This is a genomic window from Nocardia sp. NBC_00511, assembly GCF_045161165.1.
Taxonomy (GTDB): Bacteria; Actinomycetota; Actinomycetes; order Mycobacteriales; family Mycobacteriaceae; genus Nocardia.
In genome coordinates this window covers 1,315,829-1,330,235 of sequence record NZ_CP107849.1, presented here as the reverse complement: position 1 = coordinate 1,330,235, position 14,407 = coordinate 1,315,829, and the positions used below count along the sequence as shown (strand labels likewise).

Genomic DNA, 14,407 nt, shown 5'->3' with positions numbered 1-14,407 from the left:
GCACTGCTACCCCCTGTCACGGGTGTCCGATTCGATCATCAGTGCAGCGGAAAGCCCTGCGCCACCAGCTGGTCGCGCAGGCGGTCGCGCCCGTTGAGGGCGGCGGCCGAACCCAGGCGGGTCAGCACCCGGTCGGACCACGAGTGGTCGAGGTGCTGCTCGGCGTAGAACTCCGCGACGCGGCTCTCGTATTCGGCGAGCTGCGCGGGATGCGCACTGGCGTCATAGGTTTCCAGGTGCAGCACGGCGGCCTGCGGCAGGCGCGGCTTGACCCGGGCATCCTCCTCGAGATCCGGGGTGCCGACGACCAGGCCGACGACCGCGAAAACGCCGTGCGGCAGCCCCAATTCGGCGGCGACCTGCTCGGGCTTGTTGCGAATCGCCCCGATGTAGACGGTGCCCAGACCGAGGGATTCGGCCGCGACGACCGCGTTCTGCGCGGCCAGCGCCGCGTCCAGGAAGGCGACATAGCTCGACTCGAGGTAGTCCGCGCCGTCCAGCGGCACCGCCCGCTCGGCGGCCAGCCCGCGCACCCGCGCCAGATCGGCCGTCCACACCAGGAGCGCGGGGGCCTGCCGAATGTGCTCCTGATCCCCGGCCAGCGCGGCCAACCGCGCCTTGCGCTCGGGATCGCGCACCGCGATCACGCTCCACACCTGCAGATTCGAGGAGGTCGGCGCGGATTGGGCGGCCGACACCAGCAGGCTGAGCACCTCATCGGACACCGGATCCGGCAGATAGCGGCGCACCGAACGATGCTCGTGCAGCACCTGCAACACCGGATTCCATTCCGCGGGTGCGGTCGGGGCGGGGTCGCGGTAGCGGCGGGCCACCACCTCATCCGGCGACACGGCGATCTGAGTCATGCCCGCAATGGTCGCCGCCGCGACCGGATCCGTCAGCGGTTGCCCGCAGCTCGAGCCGAAACCTCCCATCCCCACGGGTCCGGCCTAACAGTTGCAATCTGCACGAATCCAATCGGCCTCACGGCGGCGGCACTCCCCTACCATTTGGCCGCGGGTGACCCGCCGGACCCGGCTCAGCGCCGGCACCGGGCAGCGTCACGCCGTTCATCGCGAGAGGAATTCCCATGAGGCCCAGCCGTTTTCGACAAGCATTGACCCTGGCCGCGCTGGCAGCGGTCGGCTGCACGACGCTGGCGGCGTGCGGCCACAGCGATTCCGCGCGCACCGAGAACGGCGCGACCGTACTGCGCTACCTCGGCTGGTCGGACCAGGTGACGCTGCCCGAAGTCGCCGAGAGCCTGGGCTTCTTCGACGGCAAGGTGAAGCTGGACTGGGTCGGCAACACCATCAGCGGCCCGCAGGAGATCCAGTCCGCCGCCACCGGCCAGGTCGACTTCGGCGGCGCGTTCGCCGGGGCGGTGGCCAAGCTGATCAGCGCGGGCGCACCCGTGACCGCGGTGGTCAACGAGTACGGGGCCGACGAGAAGTCCTTCACCGGCTACTACGTTCCCGACGGCAGCGGAGTCCACTCCGTGCTGGATCTGATCGGCAAGAAGGTCGGCGTCAACACCCTGGGCGGGCAGAACGAGGCCGACCTGCACGACGCCCTGAAGAAGGCGGGCGCGACCCTCGACCAGATCAAGTCCGTGCAGCTGGTGCCGCTGCCGCCGCCCAATACCGAGGACGCGCTGCGCAAGGGGCAGATCGACGCGGCCGCCCTCGGCGGGCAGTTCCAGCAGCGCGCGCTCGCCAACGGCGGTCTGCGCCCGGTGTTCACCGAGATCGACCAGTACGGGCCCTTCAACGGCGGGCCGTACGTGTTCCGCAACGACTTCCTCGCCAAGAACCCGGATGCGGTGCGCGCCTTCACCACCGGCATCGCCAAGGCCATCGAATGGGAGCGCACCACGCCCCGCGACCAGGCAATCGGGAAGTTCACCCAGATCATCCAGGATCGGCATCGTTCCGGGGAGAAGACCGACAGCCTGAAATACTGGCTGTCGGTGGGCATTCCGAGCAAGGGCGGCGAGATCTCCGACGCGGACTTCACCCGCTGGGAGAGCTGGCTGCAGGACACCGGCGCGATCCACGACAAACTCGATCCCGCCAAGTTCTACACCAACAAGTACAACGACCTGGTGCAGCCCAAGCCCGGCAGCTGAGATCGGAGGGGCGCATCGCCGAGTGGCGGTGCGCCCTGTTGTTTCACCGGCCGCACACGGGCTATCGCGTCACCATGACACCGGTCTGGAAGCTCGATACCCCCACTCCCCTGCGCCTGCGGGTGACCGCCGGACTGCGCTACGACGTGATCGTGATCGGCGGCGGCCTCACCGGCCTGGTCACCGCGTTGCTGCTGGCCGAGAACGGCGTCGAGGTGGCGGTGCTCGAGGCCCGGCGCATCGGCGACGGGACGACGGGTGCGAGCACCGCCAAAATCAGCCTGCTGCAAGGGGTGCGGGCGCAGCGCATCCGGCACCGGCACTCAGCCGACACGCTGCGCACCTACCTGGACGCCAACGCGGCCGGGCAGGAGTGGCTGCTCGAGTACTGTGCGAGCCACGGCGTCGCGTTCCAGCTCGCCGACGCTTTCACCTACGCGCAATCCGAACCCGAAATCCGGACCGTGCGAAGGGAATTCGCGGCGCTGCGCGAGGCCGGACTACCGGTCGAGTTCACCGACCATGTCGATACGCCGTTCCCCGCGTTGAGCGCAGTGCGGTTGCAGGCGCAGGCGCAGCTGGATCCGATGTCGCTGCTGGCGATGCTGGCCGCCGATGTCGAATCGCACGCGGTGCCGATCTACGAATCCACCCTCGTACAGGGGGTGAGCGCCGGCAGCCCCGGCGATCACGTCATCGACACCGAACACGGGCAGGTACGGGCGGGCACCGTCGTATTGGCCACCGGCACACCGATTCTCGATCGCGGCGGATTCTTCGCCCGGCTGCTGCCGCAGCGCTCCTATCTGACCGCCTACCGGATCCCGCCCGCCACCCAGCCGCGCACCATGTACCTGTCGGCGGGCGAACCCACCCGCTCGGTGCGCACCGTGCCCGACCAGGACGGCGATATCCTGCTCGTCGGCGGCAACGGCCACACCGTCGGCCGCGCGGACCACACCGTGGACCGGGTCACGGAACTCATCGAGTGGACCGAACGGTGGTATCCGGACGCACGCCCGCTGACCAGCTGGTCGGCCCAGGACTACCTGCCGATCGGTGAACTTCCCTACGCCGGTCCGCTGCTGCCGGGACGCGAGGGCATCCTGTTCGCCGCGGGCTACGCCAAATGGGGTTTCACCAATGCGGTCGCCGCGGCGCATGTCCTGGTCGGTCGTGTCACCGGCAAGGCGCCGGAGTGGGCCGGTGTGATGGACCCGTGGCGGACCGACGAGCTGCGTTCGCTGCCCGCCGCGCTGCGCTCGAACGGTGAAGTGGCGCTCCAGTTCTCGGCGGGGTGGTGGCATATCGCGCGCAGCGGCGGCACCCTCACCGCGGTACCCGAGGGCACCGGCCGCGTCGAGCGCCGCCTGCCGCGACCCACCGCCACCTGCCGGGTCGACGACACCACCCATACCGTCTCGGCGGTCTGCCCGCATCTGGCGGGCATCGTGCGCTGGAACAAGGCCGAACGTTCGTGGGACTGCCCGCTGCACGGTTCGCGGTTCGCCGCCGACGGCACCCGCATCGAGGGGCCCGCCACCGGATCGCTCACCCAGCTCGCGCCGCCACTGCGGCATCAGGACCCGGGTCCGTCGACCATCGGCTGATTCACCTGCGGGGCAACGGTTCCCGGCCTGTTGTCAACCGCGCGGGTGTCGGGTGGTCAGGTCGTCGAATCGCAGGGTCACGGTGGTGCCGTGCTGGCCGCGCTCGACGGCGACGTGATCGGCCAATCCCTTCATCAGCGGCAGACCGCGCCCGCGATCCGAATCTCGTACGCGCGCCCCGGTTTTGGCCGGCGCGCCGGAGTCGGTGACGGTGGTCAGCAAGCCCTCACCGAGACGGGCCGCCTCCACGTAGACCGTGCTGCGCGGGTCGAAGCGGCTGCCGTGCTCGATGGCATTGCTCACCGCCTCACCGACCGCCAGCAGGATGTCGTATTCCCGCACTTCCGGAATCTCGTTTGCGCGCAACCACTTTCGCAGCTCCTCGCGTGCGATCGGTAGTTGTGTGGCCACCGTAGCGAAGGCTCCGGTGTAGGTGTCGGCGGTAACGCCGGTGGGGCGCACCGCCAGCAGCACCACATCGTCGCCGTAGCCGCCGGGCGGGCGCAGCCGGTCCAGCACAGTCGCGCACAGGGCCGCGGTGGGCAGCGTCGCACACGCCTCCGCGGCGGCACGCAACCGCTCGAAACCCTGGTCGAGGGTCTGGCCGGGGTACTCGATCAGGCCGTCGGTGTAGAGCAGCACGGTGCTGCCCGGCGGGACCTCGGCCCGACCGCTGCACGGCCCGCCGTGGAAACCGGAGGTGGCCAGTGGCGGCCGCCGCCCGTCATCGAGGTAGACCGGACTGCCCTCGGCGGGGACCAGCAGCGGGTAAGGATGTCCGGCACAGCAGTATTCGACAGTCGGTCCCGCCGGATCCACCACCGCGTAAGCGGCCGTCGCACAGTGCGCACCGCCCACCGCGACCGCGTAGCGGTTCACCAGGTCCAGGACGGCTCCCGGATTCCCGTCCGAGAGCGCCGCCGCCGCGATGGCCGCACGCAGCCTGCTCATCACCACGGCCGCCGAAAGTCCGTGCCCGACAACATCACCCACCGAGACGCCGAGCCGACCATCGCGATCCAGCGGCACCGCCAGATACCAGTCGCCACCCACCCGCATGGCCTCCTCCGCGGGCTGGTACATCCCGGCCACCACCACGCTGGTCGAGCTGCGATCCAAATCCAGCAGCTGATTCTGGAATTCGAGCGCGATGCGCCGCTCGCGGCGCTGCACCTGCACGCGGTGCAGCGCCGACTGCACCTGCTGCGCGGATCCGGCGAGCAGCTCCAGCTGCGGCGCCGTGAATTCCCGGGGTTCGGGCCACCACCGCGCCAGCGCGCCGATCATGCGATAGTCCGCGTCCCGCAGCGGATGGATCACGCCGGAACGCGCACCGGGCGGCACCTCCGGCCCGGTGCACACCCCGGAGTCGGTGTCCGCCACGATGATCGGCGCACCCGTGCGGATCGCCTCCGCCATCGCCGACGGACCGCTGAGCTCCAGCAGCTGGCGGTCCGCGCGCACACCGGCCGCGCCCGTCAGGAATTCGACACGGACACCGGCCTTTCCGGTGTCGATCACGCCGATGGTCGCCGCGTGCGCGCCGTCCGAGGCGAACGGCCACGCCAGTACGGCGTCGAGGATGCCGCGGGTCGAATCGGTGGCCCGCAGGGCGGCGGCCAGTTGGGTCGAGGCGGTCTCCCGGCGCACATCGCTCTCGTGCCGGATCCGTTGGTCGCGTTCACGTTCCGCACCGGCCAACCGCGCCGCCACCCGATCCAGCAGCTCACCGGAGCTGAACGGTTTCGCGAGGTAGTCGTCGGCCCCGCTGGCATAGCCGTCACCCGAGGACTCACTACCCGAACGCGCCGAAAGCATCACCACCGGAACCCGATTCAGCAGCGGATCCGCTCGCAGCGCGGCAACCAGCTCGAACCCGTTCAGGCCCGGCATCATCACATCGGTGACGACCACGTCGGGTGGCCGGGCGCGCGCGGCGTCCAGGGCGGCGCGGCCGTCGGAGGCGAGCACGGTATCCCAGCGCCGCGACAGGATCCGGTGCAGATACCTTCGCATATCGGCGTTGTCGTCGACGACCAGGATCAGCGCGCGGCCTCGCACGCTCGTCTGTGGGCCGGTGACCTGGGCCGCGGCCACCCACTGTCCGGCCTCGGCGACATAGGGATTCTCCGCGCCGCCCGGCACGGTCGGAACCGGGGTATCCGGATCGGCGACCGCCGAGGGCAGCGTGACGATGAGCGAGGTGCCCTGTCCCACCGCGCTTTCCACCCGGATCGCACCGCCGTGCAGGTCCACCAGCCCGCGCACCAGCGCGAGACCGACGCCGGCGCCCTCGACCGAGCGGCCCCGGGTGTTGTCGCCCCGGTGGAAGCGTTCGAAGACCCGATCGACCTCGTGTGGTGCGATACCGATTCCGGTGTCGTGCACGACAATCCGGCATTCACGGTCGATCACCCGGGTCCGCACCGTGATCGCGCCGGAGAAGGTGAACTTCACCGCGTTCGACAGCAGATTGAACATGATCGTCTCCCACATGGCGGGATCGACCGCGGCGACAGCCGGTTCGCAGTCCAGCACCAGCCGCAGTCCGGCGCGGCGGCACAGCTCGCTGAACGAGGACGCGATATGCGCGGTGAGCGCGCCGACATCGGTGTTGATCGGGTCTGCGTGCGCGCGACCCGCCTCGATCCGACTGAAGTCGAGCATCGAATCAACCAGCCGCCGGAGGCGACCCGCATTGCGCCGCGCCATGGTCAGCCGTTCCACCAGCGCGGGATCGCCGGTGCCCGCGACATCGGCGAGCGCATCGTCGATCGGGCCCAGCAGCAGGGTCAGCGGGGTGCGGAATTCGTGGCTGACATTGGACAGGAACTCGGTTTTCGCCCGATCGAGGGCGGCCAGTTCGTCGGCGCGATGGCGCTGCAGCTCATAGGACGCGACCGCGGCCAACGCCGAGGACAGCTGATCGGCCAGCAGCTGACAGAACCCGCGGTACTGCTCGTCGAGCGGGCGGCGCGGGCTCAGCCCGAGCACCAGCACACCGGACGTAGCTTCCGCGCCGAGCGGCAGCACCAGCGCCCGCTCCGGCGGTGCGTCCTCGAAACCCGCTGCCAGCCCGGGCAATACCGCCGCGAGCTCCTCGATCTCCCAGGTGTCACGGGAGCCGGGCACCGGACGTCTGGAGGTGAGCTCACGCAACTCGCGCGGAAGCAGTGCCGTCACCGCCGGGCTCGCACCCCGCAGCACCGGGCCTCCGGCCTCGGCGTCCTCGGCATAGATCGCGACGAACGGCAGATCCGCCGGGTCCTGCGCGCAGACCGCGACCGCGCCCGCCACCACCGCGTCGACCGATGGCACCCCCAGTACCCGCGCGGCCACCGCGTTCAACACCGCCAGGCGGCGTTCGCCCAGCACTCGATCGGTGGTTTCGCTTACCGCACAGAAGATTCCATCGATCGCCCCGCTCGCCGCGAACATCGGGCTGTAGCTGAAGGTGAAGTAGCGTTCCACCGGGCGACCCGCCACGCTGAACACCAGCGGCAGATCATCGGACCAGGTCGCTTCGCCCGTCGCCAGCACGCCACTGAGCATCGGCTCGATATCGGCCCAGATGTCCCACCACACCTCACCGCCGCGCCCGCCCAGCGCCGCCGGATGCTTGTCGCCGAGCATCGGGATGTAGTCGTCGTTGTAGACCAGGAACAGATCCTCGGCTCCCAGCCACAGCACGATCGGGAAACGCGAGGTCAACGCGGTGGCGACCGCGGCGCAGTATTCGGCGGGCCAGTCGCGGATCGGCCCGAGCGGGTGGGTGTCCCAATCGAATTCGGCGAACCGACGGCCCATCTCACCGCTCGTCGCGACCGCCGCGGCGAGGATCGCCGGGAGGGCCGCACGCGGGGCGGGCTGGGCCCCACTCATGAGCGGGGTCCGGAGTCCTCGGACCGCAAGGCCGCCGACAGGGTCGGATACAGCCGCAGCACCGCATCCAATCCGGTCACCTCGATCGGGCGCACCACCCACGGATTCGTCGCCACCACCCGGACCTCGATCCCGCGACCGGCGCCCTGCTCATGACACAGCAGCACCGCGTTCAACCCGGCACTGCCGAAATACGTGACGCCCTCGAGGTCGATGGCCAAGACCACCGAACCACTTTGCGCCGCATCGAGAGCCGCCTCGAGCTGCGCAGCCAGTTCGTCAACGGTACTCATATCCACCACTCCACTGGCGCTCACCACCGATACGGCGGCGTCGTCGAGGGAATAGCGCTTCACGTTCAGACCGACCACAGCCAGTTCTATCATCTCTCCGGACTCCGCAGGGACACCCAGGGGCCGGTTACCCGCGAACGCCGTCCCCAATCAGCCCGGTGCGGCCGCGACGCGTAAGTGCGCGGGGACGGGGTATCCGCACCACAGGGGACTGCGGATTTCCGTGTACCCCAACCGCAGTGGAGGGAACGCTCATGTCCCAGATCGATGCCGAGCTCCGGGCGGACGCCCTGCCGGAGCCGCGATCGTGAACGCCATCGACGAGGTCACCACCGATGTATTCCGTTTCCCCACAACGCATCCCGAATCCGACGGGACACTGACCTGGGACGCCACCACCGCCGTCACGGTGAGCATCGCCGCCGGGCACGAGCGCGGGCTGGGCTGGACCTACACCTCACCCGCCGCCGCGATCATCATCGAGCAGCATCTCGCGCCGCTGCTGCGCGGTTCCTCGCCCGACGACATCACCGACACCTGGCTGCGGATGCGCAAGGCGTGCCGCAACCTCGGCGTCACCGGGGTGGTGGCGCACGCATTGAGCGCGGTCGACATCGCGCTGTGGGATCTCAAGACCCGGCTGCTGCAGGTGCCGCTGTCGGCCTGGTTCGGGAAGGTGCGCGAGGCCGCGGCCGTCTACGGGTCCGGTGGGTTCGTCAACCTCACCGATGACCAGCTCAGCGAGCAGGTCATCGGCTGGGAGGTGGCGGGCTGCACCGCGGTCAAGATCAAGATCGGGGCCGAGCCGGAACGCGACGTGGACCGAATCGCCTTGGTACACAAGCTCGTCGGCTCCCGCACCCAGGTGATGGTCGACGCCAACGGCGCGTACACCCCCGACGAGGCGCGACGCGTCGGCGCGGAACTCGACCGGCTCGGCGTGGTCTGGTTCGAGGAACCCGTCACCAGCGACGACCCGGACGGACTGCGCCGCGTGCGGGACGCCGTGCACTGCACCGTCGCCGCCGGCGAGTACATCTACACCGAGACCGACGCCACCCGCCTCATCGACGCGGTCGACTGCCTGCAACTCGACCTCACCCGCTGCGGCGGCTACACCGGCTTCCACCGCGCCGCCGTCCTCGCCGCCGCCCACCACCGCGACATCTCCACCCACGGCTCCCCCGCCCTGCACGCGGGCGTGGCCACCGCCGTCCGGCGACTACGACACCTGGAATGGTTCACCGACCACACCGAGCTCGAATCACTACTGGTGGACGGCGCACCACACGTCATCGACGGCCGCATCGGACCGCGCGGCACCGACGCCGACCCGTACGGCCACGGCATGCGCCTGGCCGCGAGCGCGGCGGCCTACCGGATCTCGCCCGCGCCGCTAGCGTGACGAGCGACGAAACCTGGTGAAGCGCACGGTCACCGGATACCCGGCCCGCTGTGGGTCGTAGGGTTCGGTGGCCGACTCCACCGCGTCGGTGAGGGCCTCGAGCATGTGCCAGCCGAGGCCGCCTTCGACGGGGCCCGCACCGGATTCGGTGAGCGCGCGCACCGCGACGCCGATCGCGTCCGCGTCGTAATGGAATTCGCAGTCGAGCGCCGAATCGGGTACCGCCGTCCCGATCAGCGCGGTGGCCACCTCGTCGAGCGCCACCCGCACGTCGGTCACCACGTCGAGGGTGAAATCGGCTGAAAGCAGGACGGTTTCGGCCACCGCCCGCAGCATGAACAGCTGGCCGGCCTCGGCCCGCACGCGGACCTCGATCTCACCCGCGCCCAGCTGCGGCTCCACCTCGGAGCTCTCTACGACCACCCTCGCCTCCAGATCGGCACCGTCGCGCGACACACCGGCGTGCGCCGCGACCACCGTCCTGAATTATCCACGGGTGGGCCGGATTCATTCACCGCACCGTGCTTGGGGGCCGGAAGCGTCGCGGCCGTCGAGCATTCCGCGACCGGGCTTCCGGCCCATCGTTCACGCGGGCTGCAGGTGCCGTTGCGGTTCCAGCGCCTGTTCGCGCAGACCGGCCAGGGTCCGATTGAGCAGCCGCGAGACATGCATCTGCGAGACACCGATCTGACGCGCGATCTCGGCCTGGGTCTTGCCCTCACCGAAACGCAGCACCAGGATCTCGCGTTCGCGTTCCGGCAGCGCCGCCAGCAGCGGACCCACGGTGATGGAGTCCTCGACCAGATCGAAGCCCGGATCCTCGACCGCCAGCTTCTCGACCAGCGAGATCGTCCGCTCGCCGTCGCCCGAGGCCGGCGCGACGTCCAGCGAATCGGTGCTGTAGCCGTTATTGGCGATCAGCGCCTGCGTCACCTCGGCCAGATCCACCTCCAGGTGGGCCGCCAGCTCCCGTGCGGTGGGCGGGTGACCCAGGTGCTGCGAGAGCTCCGAAATGGCGCCCAGCAGCCGCTGCTGCACCTCCTTGATGCGGCGCGGCACGCGCACCGCCCAGGTGCTGTCACGGAAGTAGCGCTTGACCTCGCCCATGACGGTGGGCACCGCGTACGACAGGAAGGTCGCGCCGTTGGCGGGATCGAAACGATCCACCGACAAGATCACGCCGACCGCGGCGATCTGCGCCAGGTCCTCGTAGTCGACGCCGCGACCGCTGTAGCGGTGGGCGATGTGCTCGCCCAGGGGCAGGCAGCGGGCGATGATCTCGTCGCGCAGCCGAGCGTGTGCGGTGCTGTCGGGTGGCAGCGCTGCCAGCCGAACCAGGGATGGCTCGATGTTGTCGTATGAATTGCCGCGGCCTTCGCCGTCGTTCGACGTGCGCGACGGCTTCTGGTATTCACTTGACATGTCCATTTCCTCACTGTGGAGACCGAGGATTCGGTTGTGCTGGTTTTGTACCCATCAGAGCACATCTGAAACCCCCGATGCCAAATCCACCACCGGGGAGATCGCTATTTTGCCTGGTAGAGCACCAGATTCGAGAGTCGATATTTTTCGCCGACACCAATCACGTTCAGATAACTGCGATGATCGGACCGCTACGCATCGACACACCGCCGAACCTGGTGAATACCAGCCGGATTCGCGCGTCGCACCGCCGCGCCCGCACGACAATATGGATCCGAGCGCCACACTCGGACCCGCTGCCGTGCCCATCGGATACGATCTGAAGGCCAAGCGGTCCAGCCACCGGCCGCGGGGCCGGACGTTGCGCTGTTCGCATCGAAGGTGATCGGAGTCCGTGCGTTGCCGAGCCCGGCAGGCCACGAGCCAGTGCCTACCCTGTCGAACGTGCTTCTCATCGAGGACGATCCCGGTGACGCACTATTGGTCGAGGCCCTCGTCGAAGACGTCGCCCCCGGAATTCGCCTGGACTGGGTGAAATCTCTGGCCGAGGCAGCCGACCATCTGCGGCGCGCCCGCCCCGACTGCATCCTGCTGGACCTCAATCTCTCCGACGCGCACGGCCTGCAGGCCCTCTCGCGGCTGCGGGAACTCTCCGATACCGCGATCGTGGTCCTCACCGGCCTCGACGAAAACGTCAGCGGCCTGGCCGCATTGGCCGCGGGTGCACAGGACTACCTGGTCAAGGGCCGGGTAGAACCCGATCTGCTGGGTCGCGCGGTGCGCTACGCCATCCAGCGCAAGCAGGCCGAGCGCACCAGCGTCGCACTGCACGCCAGTCAGTTGCGCGCGCAGGAGAACGCGCGCCTGGAACGCGGACTGCTCCCGACCCCGCTGATGAGCCCGGAATGCGCTGTCGCCGTGGTGCCCCGCTATCGGCCCGGACGCGATCACGCCCTGCTGGGCGGTGACTTCTACGACGTGGTCGAGGACGCCGACGGCCTGGTTCACGCCGTCGTCGGCGATGTCGCCGGACACGGCGCCGACGCCGCCGCCACCGGGGTCGCCCTGCGATTGGCCTGGCGCACACTGGTTCTCAGCGGCGTCACCGGCACCCGCCAGCTGCGACTGCTGGAGCAGGTGCTGCTGGCCGAACGCTCCGACCCCCGCACCTTCGCGACCGCCACCACCCTGACCCTCTCCCCCGCCCACCGCCGGGCCCGGGTGCTGCGCGCCGGGCATCCGGGCGCGCTGGTGGGGTCGGTGCCGAACTGGGATCTGGTCGAGACGGCGGGCGGTCCGGCACTGGGATTCCTTCCCGGCCAAGCGGACTGGCCCGAGGCCACCATCGAACTGCCGGGCCGCACGGCGATCGCGCTGTTCACCGACGGCCTGTTCGAAGGCTGCGTCAACGCCCAGCGCGACCGGCTCGGCGAACCGGGGCTGCTGGCCCTGGCGCGCGGCATCACCGCCGACACGCCGGAAGGCTTCGCGGACACCCTGATCGATCAGGTCGAGGAGCTGGCCGCCCCGGCCGGCGGCTTCGACGACGATGTCGCGCTGCTCTATCTGTACTGGAAGGAGAACGGGTGCCCGCCGCAACGGTGACACCCCGATTCCCGCGCGAACTGGTGCGGCGACTCACCATCAAGGCCTGGTTCCAGCTGGTCCTGGGCGCGATGGTGCTGGTCGTGGTGATCAGCGCAGCCCTCGTCGCGCGCGTCCTGGTCACCGCCACCGAGGCGAACAACCGGCTCATCAACCACTCCATGCCCGCCCAGCGCGACGCACTCGCCTTCCAGACCGCCCTGCTGGATCAGGAGACCGGAGTCCGCGGCTTCGCCATCACCGGCGATCCGCAATTCCTGCAGCCCTATACCGACGGCCTCACCGCCGAGCGGGCGGCGACCCAGCAGCTGCGGGAACTGTTCGGCACGAACAACACTCGGCTCGTCACCGACCTGACCGATATCGAGAACGCGGCCGGGCAGTGGCGCAGCACCTATGTCGAGCCGCTGCTCGCCGCCGGCACCACCGCCCGCGCCCAGAGCGACGCCACCGCCACGCAGGGCAAACAGATCTTCGATCACATCCGTCAGCTCTTCGACCAGCAGAACCAGCATCTGACCGATGAGGTCCGCGCCGATACCGACCGACTGGACCACGCCCGCGCCCTGCGCGACGGCACCCTCTACGGACTGCTCGCGGGATATCTGGCCACCGGGCTGGTGCTCACCGTGCTGGTGCGGCGGCTCATCGCGCGGCCACTGCGGTACCTGATGGAATCCTCGCGGCGGGTCGCCGACGGCGATTTCGCCTACCGCATCGACGTGCACGGTCCCGCCGACGTCGCCGCGGTCGCGACCTCCGTGGACGATATGCGCAGGCGCATCGTCAGCGAGCTGGAATCCTCGCGGGCGCAGCAGGCGCAGCTCGCCGAGCAGAAGGCCTTCCTCGACGCCCAGACCACCGAATTGCGGCGCTCCAACGCCGAACTCGAACAGTTCGCCTATGTGGCGTCGCACGATCTACAGGAACCGCTGCGCAAGATCGCCTCGTTCTGCCAGCTGCTCGAGAAGCGCTATTCCGGGCAGCTCGACGAACGTGCCACCCAGTACATCGAATACGCCGTCGACGGCGCGAAACGCATGCAGGTGCTGATCAACGATCTGCTCGCGTTCTCACGGGTGGGCCGGGTGAGCGACGGCGGGCAGCCGGTGGACCTGGACCGGACACTCGATCGCGCGGTGACCGATCTGGCGATCGCCATCACCGACAGCGGTGCGCGCATCAGCCGCCCCGAACACCTGCCCACCATCACCGGCGAGCCCGCCCTGCTGACGGTGCTGTGGCAGAACGTGATCGGCAACGCCATCAAATTCCACGGCGCCCAAGCACCCGACATCCGGATCACCTGCGAACCGGCGGACACCGGGTGGGAATTCTCGGTGCGGGACAACGGAATCGGCATCCAGCCCGAATTCGCCGAGAAGGTGTTCGTGATCTTCCAGCGGCTGCACAATCGCAGTGAATACAGCGGCACCGGAATCGGATTGGCGATGGCGAAGAAGATCGTCGAGTACCACGGCGGACGCATCTGGCTCGACACCGCATACACCGCAGGCACCCGGCTGTGCTTCACCCTGGTCGGTAGCGCGGAGCCACGGCCGGATACGCCGCACCCGCCGATCGACCCCGACGAAGGATCTCATTCATGACCGTGCGCTGCCATCCTATCGACATCCTGCTCGTCGAGGACGATCCGGCCGACGAACTGATCACCCGGGAAGCGTTCGCGGACAACAAGATCGGCAACACCCTGCACGTCTGCCGGGACGGCGCGGAGGCGCTGGACTTCCTGTACCGCACCGGCGCACACGCCGACGCCTGCCGCCCCGACCTGATCCTGCTGGATCTCAACCTGCCCAAATACGATGGGCGCGAGGTGCTCGCCCGGATCAAGGCCGACCCGCGGCTGGCCACCATCCCGGTGGTGGTCCTCACCACCTCCGCGGCCGACGAGGACATCCTGCGCAGCTACCAACTGCACTGCAACGCCTACGTCACCAAACCCGTGGATCTCGAACAGTTCATGTCCGCCATCAAGCGGATCGACGACTTCTTCGTCCAGGTGGTGCGGCTGCCGCCGCACCGGTGAACACCCGAAAAC

11 protein-coding genes are annotated in these 14,407 nt (G+C 69.2%); 6 read left to right on the top strand and 5 right to left on the bottom strand.

The annotated features are described in order from the left end of the window. Window positions 1-38 precede the first annotated feature (38 nt). Complete coding sequence (locus OG300_RS06505) at window positions 39-866, bottom strand: NADPH-dependent oxidoreductase (protein ID WP_405493146.1); 828 nt, start codon at window positions 864-866, stop codon at window positions 39-41. 224 nt (window positions 867-1,090) lie between these two features. Between OG300_RS06505 and OG300_RS06500 the strand changes: the two genes are divergently transcribed. Then, the gene (locus OG300_RS06500) at window positions 1,091-2,128 is read left to right on the top strand and encodes an ABC transporter substrate-binding protein (RefSeq protein WP_405493144.1); all 1,038 of its coding nucleotides are present in this window, start codon (window positions 1,091-1,093) and stop codon (window positions 2,126-2,128) included. Window positions 2,129-2,202: 74 nt separating this feature from the next. Further along, window positions 2,203-3,738 carry an FAD-dependent oxidoreductase gene (locus tag OG300_RS06495; protein ID WP_405493142.1) on the top strand — a complete coding sequence of 512 codons (1,536 nt, stop codon included), beginning with the start codon at window positions 2,203-2,205 and terminating at the stop codon, window positions 3,736-3,738. A 33-nt stretch (window positions 3,739-3,771) separates the two neighbouring features. On the opposite strand, the gene OG300_RS06490 is transcribed toward OG300_RS06495, so the two are convergent. Together OG300_RS06490 and OG300_RS06485 are read right to left on the bottom strand one after the other, a co-directional pair. Beyond that, a complete protein-coding gene (locus tag OG300_RS06490; RefSeq protein WP_405493140.1) occupies window positions 3,772-7,620 on the bottom strand; it encodes a SpoIIE family protein phosphatase in 3,849 nt (1,282 codons plus the stop codon). Continuing rightward, entirely contained in the window at window positions 7,617-8,006 is a 390-nt protein-coding gene (locus OG300_RS06485) for an STAS domain-containing protein (RefSeq protein WP_405493138.1), read from the bottom strand. Before OG300_RS06485 ends, OG300_RS06490 begins: the two co-directional genes overlap by 4 nt. Before the next feature lie 214 nt (window positions 8,007-8,220). Here OG300_RS06485 and OG300_RS06480 point away from each other — a divergent pair, with 214 nt between their 5' ends. Continuing rightward, entirely contained in the window at window positions 8,221-9,318 is a 1,098-nt protein-coding gene (locus tag OG300_RS06480; protein WP_405493136.1) for an enolase C-terminal domain-like protein, read from the top strand. Here the strand turns inward: OG300_RS06480 and OG300_RS06475 are convergent. Both OG300_RS06475 and OG300_RS06470 read right to left on the bottom strand, forming a co-directional pair. After that, window positions 9,310-9,795 carry an anti-sigma factor gene (locus OG300_RS06475; RefSeq protein ID WP_405493134.1) on the bottom strand — a complete coding sequence of 162 codons (486 nt, stop codon included), beginning with the start codon at window positions 9,793-9,795 and terminating at the stop codon, window positions 9,310-9,312. The two genes, OG300_RS06480 and OG300_RS06475, sit on opposite strands and share 9 nt — an antisense overlap. A gap of 108 nt (window positions 9,796-9,903) precedes the next feature. After that, a complete protein-coding gene (locus OG300_RS06470; protein WP_405493132.1) occupies window positions 9,904-10,740 on the bottom strand; it encodes a SigB/SigF/SigG family RNA polymerase sigma factor in 837 nt (278 codons plus the stop codon). Window positions 10,741-11,184: 444 nt separating this feature from the next. Between OG300_RS06470 and OG300_RS06465 the strand changes: the two genes are divergently transcribed. Genes OG300_RS06465 through OG300_RS06455 form a run of 3 tightly spaced genes read left to right on the top strand, consistent with a single transcriptional unit; the run spans window position 11,185 to window position 14,395 of the window. Continuing rightward, window positions 11,185-12,345: a PP2C family protein-serine/threonine phosphatase gene (locus OG300_RS06465; protein WP_405493130.1), complete on the top strand. Its 1,161-nt coding sequence runs from the start codon at window positions 11,185-11,187 to the stop codon at window positions 12,343-12,345. Next, window positions 12,327-13,955, top strand: a complete 1,629-nt coding sequence (locus tag OG300_RS06460) for a CHASE3 domain-containing protein (RefSeq protein WP_405493128.1) — start codon at window positions 12,327-12,329, stop codon at window positions 13,953-13,955. Before OG300_RS06465 ends, OG300_RS06460 begins: the two co-directional genes overlap by 19 nt. Next, window positions 13,952-14,395, top strand: coding sequence for a response regulator (locus OG300_RS06455; RefSeq protein ID WP_405493126.1), 444 nt, complete (start codon window positions 13,952-13,954; stop codon window positions 14,393-14,395). The genes OG300_RS06460 and OG300_RS06455 overlap by 4 nt, the downstream gene beginning before the upstream one ends. The last annotated feature ends 12 nt before the right edge of the window (window positions 14,396-14,407 follow it).

Excerpts from the sequence above, each read along its gene's own strand:
- OG300_RS06505 (WP_405493146.1), bottom strand. The coding sequence starts at position 866 with ATGACTCAGATCGCCGTGTCGCCGGATGAGGTGGTGGCCCGCCGCTAC.
- OG300_RS06500 (WP_405493144.1), top strand. The coding sequence starts at position 1,091 with ATGAGGCCCAGCCGTTTTCGACAAGCATTGACCCTGGCCGCGCTGGCA.
- OG300_RS06495 (WP_405493142.1), top strand. The coding sequence starts at position 2,203 with ATGACACCGGTCTGGAAGCTCGATACCCCCACTCCCCTGCGCCTGCGG.
- OG300_RS06490 (WP_405493140.1), bottom strand. The coding sequence starts at position 7,620 with ATGAGTGGGGCCCAGCCCGCCCCGCGTGCGGCCCTCCCGGCGATCCTC.
- OG300_RS06485 (WP_405493138.1), bottom strand. The coding sequence starts at position 8,006 with ATGATAGAACTGGCTGTGGTCGGTCTGAACGTGAAGCGCTATTCCCTC.
- OG300_RS06470 (WP_405493132.1), bottom strand. The coding sequence starts at position 10,740 with ATGTCAAGTGAATACCAGAAGCCGTCGCGCACGTCGAACGACGGCGAA.
- OG300_RS06455 (WP_405493126.1), top strand. The coding sequence starts at position 13,952 with ATGACCGTGCGCTGCCATCCTATCGACATCCTGCTCGTCGAGGACGAT.